General features: G+C 61.2%; 12 protein-coding genes. 8 read left to right on the top strand and 4 right to left on the bottom strand.

Going from position 1 to position 11552, the window contains the following annotated elements:
• The first annotated feature begins 62 nt into the window (after positions 1-62).
• From AS189_RS13900 to AS189_RS13890, 3 genes are all read left to right on the top strand, one after another.
• Complete coding sequence (locus AS189_RS13900; RefSeq protein WP_062290103.1) at positions 63-2738, top strand: GNAT family N-acetyltransferase; 2676 nt, start codon at positions 63-65, stop codon at positions 2736-2738.
• Positions 2739-2827: 89 nt separating this feature from the next.
• Positions 2828-3517 carry a DUF5998 family protein gene (locus AS189_RS13895; protein WP_062290100.1) on the top strand — a complete coding sequence of 230 codons (690 nt, stop codon included), beginning with the start codon at positions 2828-2830 and terminating at the stop codon, positions 3515-3517.
• Positions 3453-4775, top strand: a complete 1323-nt coding sequence (locus AS189_RS13890; RefSeq protein WP_082634312.1) for an alkaline phosphatase family protein — start codon at positions 3453-3455, stop codon at positions 4773-4775. The genes AS189_RS13895 and AS189_RS13890 overlap by 65 nt, the downstream gene beginning before the upstream one ends.
• A gap of 87 nt (positions 4776-4862) precedes the next feature.
• On the opposite strand, the gene sepH is transcribed toward AS189_RS13890, so the two are convergent.
• On the bottom strand, positions 4863-6191 hold the full coding sequence (sepH, locus tag AS189_RS13885; protein WP_082634547.1) for a septation protein SepH: 1329 nt from the start codon (positions 6189-6191) through the stop codon (positions 4863-4865).
• Between the two features lie 306 nt (positions 6192-6497).
• Between sepH and AS189_RS13880 the strand changes: the two genes are divergently transcribed.
• Positions 6498-6794 (top strand): DUF4193 family protein, encoded by a 297-nt coding sequence (locus AS189_RS13880; protein ID WP_062290094.1) that lies wholly within the window; start codon positions 6498-6500, stop codon positions 6792-6794.
• Between the two features lie 137 nt (positions 6795-6931).
• Here AS189_RS13880 and AS189_RS13875 read toward each other — a convergent pair whose 3' ends face one another.
• Positions 6932-7414: a DUF3093 domain-containing protein gene (locus tag AS189_RS13875; protein WP_062290091.1), complete on the bottom strand. Its 483-nt coding sequence runs from the start codon at positions 7412-7414 to the stop codon at positions 6932-6934.
• A gap of 117 nt (positions 7415-7531) precedes the next feature.
• Between AS189_RS13875 and dut the strand changes: the two genes are divergently transcribed.
• From dut to AS189_RS13855, 4 genes are read left to right on the top strand one after another with little or no spacing between them, the layout of a single operon-like run.
• On the top strand, positions 7532-8056 hold the full coding sequence (dut, locus tag AS189_RS13870; RefSeq protein ID WP_062290087.1) for a dUTP diphosphatase: 525 nt from the start codon (positions 7532-7534) through the stop codon (positions 8054-8056).
• Positions 8057-8094: 38 nt separating this feature from the next.
• Positions 8095-8886 carry a DUF3710 domain-containing protein gene (locus AS189_RS13865; RefSeq protein ID WP_062290084.1) on the top strand — a complete coding sequence of 264 codons (792 nt, stop codon included), beginning with the start codon at positions 8095-8097 and terminating at the stop codon, positions 8884-8886.
• A 2-nt stretch (positions 8887-8888) separates the two neighbouring features.
• Positions 8889-9227, top strand: a complete 339-nt coding sequence (locus AS189_RS13860) for a hypothetical protein (RefSeq protein ID WP_237759860.1) — start codon at positions 8889-8891, stop codon at positions 9225-9227.
• Positions 9228-9989: a DUF3159 domain-containing protein gene (locus tag AS189_RS13855; protein WP_062290081.1), complete on the top strand. Its 762-nt coding sequence runs from the start codon at positions 9228-9230 to the stop codon at positions 9987-9989. It abuts the gene before it with no gap.
• Here AS189_RS13855 and AS189_RS13850 read toward each other — a convergent pair.
• Together AS189_RS13850 and AS189_RS13845 are read right to left on the bottom strand one after the other, a co-directional pair.
• Positions 9986-10642 carry a potassium channel family protein gene (locus AS189_RS13850; protein WP_062290079.1) on the bottom strand — a complete coding sequence of 219 codons (657 nt, stop codon included), beginning with the start codon at positions 10640-10642 and terminating at the stop codon, positions 9986-9988. The two genes, AS189_RS13855 and AS189_RS13850, sit on opposite strands and share 4 nt — an antisense overlap.
• 2 nt (positions 10643-10644) lie before the next feature.
• Complete coding sequence (locus AS189_RS13845; RefSeq protein ID WP_062290076.1) at positions 10645-11316, bottom strand: potassium channel family protein; 672 nt, start codon at positions 11314-11316, stop codon at positions 10645-10647.
• Positions 11317-11552: the final 236 nt, after the last annotated feature.

Raw genomic sequence — 11552 nt, 5'->3', positions numbered from 1 at the left:
CTACATGGGTGTTGCGGGTGGCATGCGCGGCAAAAGACGCATCATGTCGGTACAGTGATTCTATGGTGAAGCCAGAGCTAGCGCCCGAATATCCGGCCCATTGGGAAGCCGATGTTGTCTTGCGTGATGGTGGCACGGCCCACTTACGCCCTATGCGAGCGGACGACGCCGATGCCGTCCAGACCTTTCACATGGCCCAATCGCAAAACTCTATCTACCTGCGCTTCTTCACCTACAAGTCGAAGCTCACGCCCAAGGAGTTGCGCCGGTTCACGGAGCTGGATTATCGCGACCGCGTGGCGTTTGTCATCACCCGCGGCGCGGAAATCATTGGCATTGGCCGTTATGACCGCTTGGATGACCCCACCGAAGCGGAGGTGGCCTTCAATGTTTCGGACGCTCACCAAAGCCGCGGTCTAGGATCCATCCTATTGGAACACCTGGCCGCAGCCGCCCGCGAGAACGGGATCAATAAGTTTTCCGCAGAGGTTCTGCCGGAGAACCGCAAGATGATGCAGGTGTTCTCCGAGGCCGGCTATGAGGTTCATCGCCACTTTGACGACGGCGTGATCTCCCTCAAGTTCGACATTGACCCCACGGAAAAGTCCCGGGCGGTGATGGAATCCCGTGAGCACCGAGCTGAGGCGCTCAGCGTTGCCGGGTTAGTGGCGCCGAAGTCCGTGGCCGTCATCGGGGCCAGCCGCGAGTGGGGGAGCGTTGGCCAGCAGCTCCTGGAGCATGTGGTGGAGGGGAAATTCGTCGGCGCCGTCTATGCCGTCAATCAGGATGCTCTGGAAGTCTCCGGAATGCTGCCCTATGCCACCATTAGCGAGGTGCCAGGGCCCGTAGATCTGGCCATCATCGCCGTGCCCTATGATCAAGTCCCTGGTGTTGTTGACCAGTGTGGCCAGGCGGGCGTGAAGGGTTTGGTGGTTGCCACGGCAGGTTTTGCCGACGACGGCGAACGCGGCCTTGCGCGCCAGCACGCCCTGGTCAGGCAAGCCCGAGCCAACGGCATGAGGTTGGTGGGGCCGGCGTCGCTGGGCTTGGCCAATACCGATCCCGTTGTCTCGCTCAATGCCTCCATGGCACCGGTGCTGCCCACGAAGGGTGGTCTGGGGATTTTCAGCCAGTCTGCCGCGTTGGGTGTCTCCCTCTTTGCCTCTATGAGCAGGCGCAGTGTGGGCATGTCAACAGTGTTGTCCGCGGGAAACCGGGCTGATGTCTCGGGCAATGACATGATGCAGTTCTGGGAAGACGATCCCAACACCACCGCCTGTGCCCTGTATCTGGAGTCCGTCGGAAATCCACGCAAGTTCTCCCGCATCTCCCGGCGCCTGGCACGTAGCAAGCCGGTCATTGTAGCGAAGTCCGATTCCATGGGGTTGCGGCTGCCACCAGGACACGCAGTGCGGACCACTCAAGCCCCTCCGGGTGCACTGGACGCCATGCTCCGGCAGTCAGGTGTTGTTCGAGTCAACACCATTGAAGAGCTTGCGGACGTGGCGCAAATTGTGGTTGCGCAGCCATTACCTAAGGGTCCTGGCTTGGCCATATTGGCTAACTCCGGCGCCCTGGGCAACGTGGTGGCTGATGACGCCGAGGGGCACGGGCTGACCGTTGCCGTCATGGAGTCGTTCCTGATGCTGGATATTGGTCAGTCACGGGCGCTGCCACTACTGAAGCGTTCGGTGCTGGCGGCACTGGCCAAGGACGGGGCGGATTCAGCGATTGTCACGCTACTGCCGGTGGTGGGCCTGACTATTGAGTCCATTGCTAAGACGCTCAAGGAGTGCTCGGAAGAGTCCGGCAAACCTGTCATCGCCGTGTTCACAGGCATCTTTGATGCGAATGTTCACGTTAACCGGCAAATTGCGGATTCGTTGCCGGCTTATTCCAGTCCCGGCGCGGCCATCGCAGCACTGGCGGCAGTCACCAGGTATGCGCACTGGCTGACACTGGAATCACCGGTTTTTGAGCCTCCTGCCGGAGTTGATCCTCAGGCTGCTGAGGCACTATTGGATACCTTGCTGATGGGTGTTTCTCACGATCAGTTGCTCACCCTCAGCAGTGCTCAAGCGCGTGAACTTTTGGGGCACTACGGCATTAATGTGCTGGAATCGGTGCCTTTTGGCAGCACGGATGAAGCAGTAGCCAGCGCCGAGCGGTTGGGTTGGCCAGTGGCGATCAAAACCTTGGACCCGAGCCTGCGGCACCGTCTTGATCTGGGCGGAGTACGGATCAACATTGAAAATGCGGAGTCGCTGCGACGCAACATTGTGCAGATGCGTAAATACCTTGAGCCCTACGGGAAGAAGGATTTAGAGGTACAGAGCATGGCTGAGGTGGGCCAATCTGTCACGCTGCGGGCCATTGAGGATCCGCTGCTGGGACCGGTAGTTTCCTTTGGTCTGTCCGGGGATGCGGTGAACTTGCTCGATGACTGGGCGCATAGGGTGCCGCCGTTGTCAGTGGGGGACACCGCCGAGCTGATTCGTGCGCCGCGGGCTGCCGTGAAACTCTTCGGATACGAAGGGCTGCCAGCAGGAAACGTGGCGGCCTTGGAGGATCTGGTGGCGCGTGTTGCCATGCTCAAGGACGAACATCCTGAGGTGGCGCTCATTGAATTCAAGCCGATCCTGGTTGGCCCCACCGCCGTCACGGTCTTGGCAGTGGATGTGCGCATTGGCAACGCCGCACAGCGCACCGATAGCGCCCGGCGAGCCATGCGGTCCTAGACGGTTCGCGGGTGCTGCGCGGGCCCGCAACGTGTTGGTGCGGTCGTGGCAGTTCTGCCAGTTCGCAACAGGGGGCGCAAAGTGCCAAAATGGAGACCATGAACAGCTTCGGAGCCGGTGCACCGGCCAATACCAAAGGCCGCGATTTGGAAACCGCCCTCCAGCGGTCAGGTTTTTATCCCCGGCTGGTTGCCGATGTAGTCAATGATGCGTTGGACGGCCAAGCGCCCTTGTCACACCTTGTCCATCTGGAGACACACTTTGACCGTACCGAGGTGCACCGGCACATCACCGTGCTGGTCTTGACCAGCGAAATGCTGGTCATCACCCACGTCGACGATCACCAGCTGGACGAGTCCGGTGAGCAGATGGTGGCGCAGGTGTCCACCGAATCCGTCCCGGTCAGCCAGATTAATTCCGTGGTGCTGAGCTACATTTACTCCCAGCCACAGGACTACAAGCCCTCAGATCCGGCACGCGAGCTGACCTTGTCCATTGCCTGGTCCGGTGGCCAGCGCGTGGAAATGGGGCCTGCTGCCTGCGGAGATCCCAACTGCGACGCCGATCATGGCTACTCCGGCACCATTGCCCAGGAAGATATTGCCTTGCGCATCAGCGCTGAGGCTGAGGGTCTGCAGGCAGTGGCCGATGCCAAAGCCTTCGCGCGAGCACTGCGCGCCGTCAACACGGGGGCCGGATCACCCGGTCATCCCGATGCCGGTCCTGGCCGGTTCCCAGCCTTCGGCGCACGATTGGGTCGTTCACATTACCGCCGATAACGCTGTGGGCGTCCCCGAAACCATTCCCGACGCACCCATCACACCTAGCAGCGACGCGCTGCTCGCAGGCCAGGCCGATCTGCCGGCCGCACCGGCCTACGGCAAGGCCAGCATTGGCGATGTTCTGAGCAGTGCCGCCGCGGTCCTTGGTGCGCAGGCCTATACGAATGTTTTGAAGTTGCCGCCCGCCCAGCGCATCTGTGTTGTGCTGGTGGACGGACTGGGCAAGTCCCTGCTCAAGCAACGTGCCTCGCACACGCCGTTCCTGCGTGGGATCATGGCGGCCGATTCCGGTGGTGAACACCCCCGCACCTTGCACGCTGCCTTCCCCAGCACCACCGCAACGTCCCTGACCGCACTGGGCACGGGAGCAGTTCCGGGACAGCACGGCATGGTGGGTTATGACGTCTTGGACCCCCGCCAGGACAAGGTGGTCAACCTCCTGGGCAACTGGGACAGCGGAGTGGATCCGCTGCGCTGGCAGCCCATCCCCACAGTTTTTGAAAAGCTGCCCTCCGATGTCGTAGCGACCACCGTGAGCCTGCCAAAGTTCGCCGATTCCGCCATGACGCGTGCGGCCCTGCGCGGCAGCCGCTTCAGTGGCGCCACCTCCACCCATGCCCGCGTGGAGCAGGCAGTTGAGGCCTTGGCCGCTACGCCCAAGGCGCTGGTCTACCTCTACTGGAGCGAATTGGATAAGGCCGGGCACCACTACGGTGCGGACTCGCCTCAGTGGGAACGTCAGCTGGAAGAGCTCGACGCCGGCATGAAGCGTTTGGCGGCAGCGGCACCTTCGGACACCCTGATCCTGTTGACGGCCGATCACGGCATGGTTGATATCCCGCGCTCGGACCGCATTGACTACTCAGAGATTCCGGAGTTGGTGCAAGGCGTCCGGCACACGGCGGGGGAGCCGCGCATGGTTCACCTGTACCTTGAACCGGAGGCGACACCGGAATGCAGGGACAGGCTCATGGCGGCCTGGCTGGAGCATTTCCGGCGCAAGGCCTGGGTACTAACCCGTGAGCAAGCCGTGGCCGCAGGCTACTTTGGCGCCGTCAGCGAGAGCGTTGGCGCCCGCATAGGCGATGTGCTGATTCTGGCCCGTGAATCTGTAGCATTCTATGATCTGCGCCGCGTCCGGCTCCAAGCCATGGACGTGGTGGGTCAGCACGGCTCCATCACGAAGGCTGAACGGGAAGTGCCGCTACTGCGCATCCCCGTGACGGCGAAGAAAGCCAAGGGCAAGCGCCGCTGAGACGTCGGTGTTTGCCGGGAGCCAAAAAGATGAATGCTCGCCGTGGACGACACGGCGAGCATTCATCTTTCGTGCAGATGCTTTGCTTTAGTCGCCCTTGGTGCCGAACACGATTTCATCCCAGCTGGGGACGCTTGAACGCTTGGGCTTGGCTGCGGCTTTACGCTCCAACCGTGCAGCGACTTCGCTATCGCTGGGACCGGGTTCCTCGGAGTCTGCCGTTTGCGCTGCTGAAGTCGATGCTGCAACGGCGTCTGAGCGATCGGGCTGTGCCTGACCCTGGACCTGCGCCAGGCGCCCCGTAGGCTCGCCCGAGAGGATCACTTCACGGGTCTCGGTGCTGACCTCCGACACGCTGCCCACGGTGGTTTCCTCGGCTAGGCGCGGGGCAAGTTGCAGGAACGGCATTTTCCTGACGCGGTCCTTGACGGATTCGCTCGGGGTGGCGCCATCCTGGGAGCCGTCCGTGTCAGTGTCAGCGTCTGTGCCGGCGGTATAGAGGGCCTCATCGCGGGGATGTGCTCCCGGTACGTGAGTGCCGAGCATAGCTGCGAGTTCGTCATCGCCGTTCTCGTCGATACCCAGACGGACGCCTCTACGGGAACGGAGCATGTCCAGGAGGCCGTGGCCGGGGTAGCTGGGTTCGGCTCCCGGAGCATCCGCGGGGGAGATCTCAGTGACGTCGTCGCTTTCCGACGCCTCCGTTGCTTCGCCCTCGGAGGGGCCATCGGCTTCGACGTCGAACGGCTTGTCCGCAACAGCGCTGAGCCGGCGTTCCGGCACGGGGCTGTCGAGTGGCTCCAGTTCACTGAGCTGCTGTGCCCAGCGGTTGGCGTTCTCCAGGGACTTGCGGCCAGCGTGGAAACGCCACAGCGCCGGTGCCGGCTCGCCAATGCTATTGGCGGCCCACTCGGTACCGGGCTCAAAATGAGCGCTGATGGTCCAGGAGCCGGCATGCTCACGCCACGCATCCCAACGCAGCGTTGACTCGTTGATCCCAAAGGCAGCAAGACGGTGCCGGACCATCTCATCCAAAGTGGTGGGTTCATCGTCAAGGGAAGGCTTGACGCTTTCAGATGGCAGCGCAGTGGCAGTTACATGAACTGCGCGGGCCTGGCCAGCAATGTACTCACGTTCCGCCAAAACGGGTCCTTCGTAGCGGCGAACCTGCTCAAGCGAGAGACCCGACTGATCCGCCACATCGTTGGCATTGGAGCCCGCCCGGATCAAGGACTGAATCTCACGAGGCGTCATGCGGGCCCCTGGCTGGTTCAGCCCGGGGGCGCGCTGGCTGGTCCTGCCAACGGCCGTGCGCAGTGCTTCATCAAGGGGGAGTAAATAATTGTCCCCATCAGGACCACTGAGCAGCAGGTGTTCGCCGTCGTCGTGGACACCCACTAGCCGTAGATCAGCCATGCCGTCCTCCAAAAAAGTCTCAATATTACAGTTCAAAACTTTGCCACCGATGCCGGGCTTTTCCTACTACCGCCGTAGGCGTGGCGAAAGATGGCTGTGATATTTGCGTGTTTTGTGAACAATATCCATAAAAATCCACAAGTCGCCAGAAGCAATCCGGAAACAGGAGCCTAGTGTCAGGGCCGCAAACTTAAGCCGGATGCGAACTCCCGGGTGCCGCTGCTGCCAGAACGGCCTGCAGGCTTTAAGATATTGGCTGTATTAAGCCAGCTTTGCTTCTGGCGGTAAGAAGAAAAGAGAACAGCCATGAATACCGGTACTCGCCAGCAGCACAGGGCACCCCGCACCGCAGGAAATCCTGCCAGCGCAGATAAGTCCAGCACCGTAGGACGGCCCATCGCCGTGATTGACCACGCCGAGATCGAACTGGCTGACAGCTATGAACTTCCAGGAGGGGAACTCCCTCCTGACGAGTTGGCCCTGGAAATCATTGCCGAACAGGTGGACGAATTTACCTGCAGCAGCTGTTTCCTCGTCCGTCATCGTTCTCAGCTGGCCAGGGAAAATCAGGGTATGAAGTACTGCAAGGACTGCGAAGGATAAATTCTTCCCGGCCCAAATCCGGCGTACGCCAAACTAGCCGCACGCCACAGTAGCCGCACAGAGCAAAAAATACCCCTGGCATCAGTTCAACGAACCTCAAGCCAGGGGTATTTGTTCTTCAAGGGGACTTGACAGTCCTAGTGCTGCCCAACTCCGCGCAGTGCAGCCGCCAGGTACTCCGGGTTGCGGGAGGACGTGAGCCAGTAGGGCGTCCTGTCATCGGGGTCGGTAATCTCAATCTTCACAACCGGCTTGATCCAGCCGCGAATGCACAGGTACGCCAAGCCGTTGAGCTTGATGCCGCGCTGTGCGGTTGCGTCCTCACCGTGGTGGATGCTCACGTCGCCCACAAATTTCCGGTCAATCTGCGCCCGGCCAACCTGCAGTGTGTCCGGTGTGACAGTAATGGTGGGGGTGGATGCCACCAGAATCACTAACTGCAACACCAACAGGACCCCGAAGGCCACAAATCCGGCAAAGGGGCTGATGGGAATGAAGATCAGGATTCCCGCTGCTGACAGGCCCAGAACAATCACCCAGCCCCAGAAATTTGGCCAGAGCTTCTCAGTGTAGTTAGCCGTGACTGGGGACGTGGCGCTGGGGGACGATTGAGATGACATGGGACCAGCTTTTCATCTTTCCCTGAGTAATTCACCTTCTGGCCCAGACGAAGCAGATGAAGAGCACGTAGTGCGTACGCAGGCGGCGGCCAGTTCTTCGCGATAGAGTGTCGTGTTGTGACCCATGAGACTTTTCCCGAAAATCCCGCTGTAGATCTCCCTCACGCCGTTGTTCAGGTGCAATTGCACATGCTCGACGCCGGGATCGAACCTCCCAGCTACGCCCACCCCGGCGATGCTGGAGCCGATCTTCGCAGCCGCATCGATCTAGTGTTGGCTCCGGGGGAGCGCGTACTCGTCCCCACCGGGGTCAGCATTGCACTTCCCTTTGGATTCGTAGCCTTGATCCACCCGCGGTCAGGCTTGGCCACCAAGCACGGGCTGACCATTGTCAACAGCCCCGGCACCGTCGATGCAGGCTACCGTGGTGAGATTTCCGTAACCCTGCTGAACACAGATTCGCATCACTCCATCTCCCTCTCGCGGGGCGATAGAATTGCACAAATGGTGATTCAGCGTGTCGAAACCGCAGCATTCATTGCGGTGGATGAGCTGCCCGATTCGGTGCGCGGCACCGGCGGCTTCGGTTCCACCGGTGGTTTTTCCCCGTCCACGAATACACCAGCGCCCACTAACCGCTGATCTGCAGTGTCCATCATTTACAAGGAGTCTTAATTCCCATGGCTTTTGGGTTCGGTAAGAAAAACAAGAACAGCTCTGACGAGCCCGCGGCAAATAGCGCTGCGGCAACTGCAGAAACTGCAGACGAGGCGCAGGATGCCACGCAGGCCCCAACAGCCCTGCTGAACCTGCCGCCGGATCCGGCCGATACCGCTTACGAGCGAGCAGTCCACGGCCCCCTTGATATCAGCGAGATTGAGAACACCGACGGCTACGTCGATCTCGGTGCCCTGATGGTCACCCCCCAAGAGGGCCTTTCACTGCGTCTTGAGGTTGAAGAAAACACTCAGCGCGTCATTGCCGTCACCTTGGACCTGAACGGTTCCAGCCTGCAGCTGCAGGCCTTTGCAGCCTCTCGCTCGGAGCCGCTGTGGCGCGATATTCGCGAGCAGATTGGTCTCTCCGTAGGTTCCCAAGGTGGCGAAATCGAGATTCTTGACGGCACCTTCGGCAAGGAAGTCCTGGCCAAGGTTCCGGCGCAGAGCGACGACGGCAGCAAGGGCTTCCGGGTTGCACGCTTCATTGGTGTTGACGGTCCCCGTTGGTTCCTCCGAGGCGTCCTGGGTGGTGCCGCAGCCGTTGATGGTGAAGCCGCTCTGGCCTTGGAAGACTTGTTCCGTGGTGTGGTGGTTATCCGTGGCGAAGTGCCGTTGCCGCCCCGCGATCTGCTCTTGCTGCGTCTGCCCAAGGACGCTGTAACAGCCGCGCAGGCTGCTGCCGGTCCGGATATGGGTCCCGCTCAGGGTGGTTCACCCTTGGAGCGCGGCCCGGAAATCACCACGATCGGCTAGCGTTGCCTCCCGTTGAATTAGGTGCCTGGCCGGAGGCAACTCCCATTGTTGAGTTGCCGCCGCGCGGGCGGGCCGTGTGCGTCGGCGTCATTGACGCCATCACCATCCGCCCTGCCACCGTTGCGCCCACCTACACGGCCATTTTGAGCGACAGGGAATCCGAACGCACCGATCGCGACGGCGGCAACCACCGCCTGCGTCTGGTGTGGCTGGGACGACGGCGGGTACCCGGCATAACTGCTGGCGTCCGGCTGCGTGTTGAAGGAATGGTGTCCATGCTCGAGGGACTGCCCACCATGTACAACCCCCGTTACGAGATCATTGGAATCCAGGAGAGCTAGTTGAGTCAGCAGAACCCCGAAGAAAATGCCTCGGACCCACATAACCAGCCAGATCAGTCAGCTCAGCCAGATCAGTCGGAGCGTAAGCCCGGTGGCGGTTTTGCGCAGATCGCGCAGGAAATGGCAGCCAAGAAACCGTTGGCCCGCAAGGACAACGGACATATTGACCTGCTAGCTGCAGCTGGTGGCATCCGAGGCATCGCCGAGAGTGTTTTGCCCGGCCTGGTCTTCTTGGTGGCTTTCACACTAACCCGGGACCTGACCATAGCCCTGGTGGGATCTGTGGCTGTGGCCGCCGTATTCCTCGTCGCGCGGCTGATCCAACGTACCCCCCTGACGCAGGCGCTGGCGGGGATTGCCGGCGTCGCACTTTCAGCGTTTTTGGCGATGAAAACCGGCAAGGCCGAGAACTTCTACACCGTGGGTTTCTATACCAATGCCGCCTATATTGCCGCCATGGTGGTCTCGATTGCTGTGCGCTGGCCGGTCCTTGGCCTGCTGTTTGGCTATGCCCGCAATGAGGGTGTGCGCTGGCGGGAGATGCCTGAGCGGCTCCGGGCCTATCGTGTTGCAACCTGGATTTTGGTCGGCGTCATGGCTGCCCGGCTGGCGGTCCAGCTGCCGCTGTACTTCGCCGGGCAGGTGGACGCGCTCGGTGCCATGCGCCTGATCATGGGCGTCCCGCTGTACGCGTTTGGGCTGTGGATCGCCTGGCTAGTCAGCCGACCGGTGGCAGAGGGTACCGCCGACGCAGACCGCTAGCTTCGCAGCAGGGTCCTGAGCTCATCCTCTGCGGCAATAGTGGTGATGAAGAACAGCTCATCGCCGGCCTCCACTACGTCATCCGGGCTCGGGGTGATGGGAGCCTCGTCGCGCAGGATCGCCACCAACGTGGAATCGTGCGGCCACAAAATGGCGCCCACCGTTGAGCCAATCACGTTCGAATCGCCCGGAACCGTGAACTCCACCAGCGATGCCACACCTGTCTGCAGGGTCAGCAAACGCACCAGGTCACCAATTTCCACGGCCTCTTCCACAAGCGCCGTCATGAGCCTGGGCGTGTTTACAGCAACGTCAACGCCCCAGGAGTCGTCAAACATCCAATCGTTTTTGGGGTTGTTGACTCGGCCCACGGTGCGGCCCACACCAAACTCGGACTTGGCCAGCAGTGACACCACCAAGTTGACCTTGTCGTCCCCTGTGGCCGAAACCACCACGTCAGCTTCTTCGAGTTTGGCCTCACGCAGAGTGGTAATTTCGCAGGCGTCACCCACCAACCAGCGGGCGCCGCGCAGGCCGCTCTTGCCAATGACCTCCGGTTTGGGGTCGATCAAGAGCACATCATGGCCGTTGGAGAGCAGTTCCTTGGCAATGGAGCAGCCAACGCTGCCAGCCCCGACAATGACTACCAGCATGATTAGTTCTCCTTCAAGGGGGCTGCTGCCAAGATGCGTGCCACATCGGCTGAGCGGGTGCTGACCACCATGGCGTGGACGGTGTCGCCCTGTTGGTAGCTGGTGTCAGGTCCGGGCAGGATGCCCTCGCCAAAACGAGTCAAGTAGGCCACCCGTATCTCGGTGGCCTGTTCAATGTCCACAATGTGGTGGCCAATCCACTCCGGATGCAGGGCCAGTTCACAGAGGAACAGCCGCCCGGAGGGTTCCCGGAAATCGCCCTTGATGGCGGTCTCGGGCAGAATTCGCCGCAGCACCTGATCGGCGCTCCACCGCACGGCAGCCACCGTGGGGATACCTAGGCGCTGGTAGATCTCGGCTCGGCCGGGATCGTAGATCCGGGCCACCACGTGTTCCACATGGAAGGTTTCCCTGGCTACTCGGGTGGCCAGGATGTTGGAGTTGTCACCGCTGGAGACCGCGGCAAAAGCATAGGCGTTTTCAATGTCGGCTTGTTTCAGGGTGTCCTGGTCAAAGCCAACACCGGTGATCTTGCGGCCGCCGAACCCTGTGCGCAGGCGACGAAAAGCCCGCTCGTCCTGGTCGATGATGGCCACGGAGTGGCCCGAGTCCTCCAAAGCATGGGCCAAGGTGGCGCCCACCCGGCCGCAACCCATGATCACAAAATGTGCCATTGACGCTCCCTGTAGTGGCAGCTCCGAAGGCAACGTCCCCGGTGCTGCTTGTGTCCACGGCTTTTTTAAGCCGTGTTTTCTAAGCCGTGCGGATACCAATTTCACGCCCCGTGGGGCCAAATGGTCAAGTTGAGACCTCACCGGCACACGCGTGGGCGCGTTCCTCCAGTGTGTCTCCAGTGTGTCATGCAGTGTGTCATGGGAGCATCCTGCGGCCGGGCACCGGGCGGGTGCCC

It is taken from the genome of Arthrobacter alpinus (assembly GCF_001445575.1).
Taxonomy (GTDB): domain Bacteria; phylum Actinomycetota; class Actinomycetes; order Actinomycetales; family Micrococcaceae; genus Specibacter; species Specibacter alpinus_C.
The sequence above is the reverse complement of the archived record's forward strand: the minus strand, read 5'-3'. Positions and strand labels throughout refer to the sequence as shown.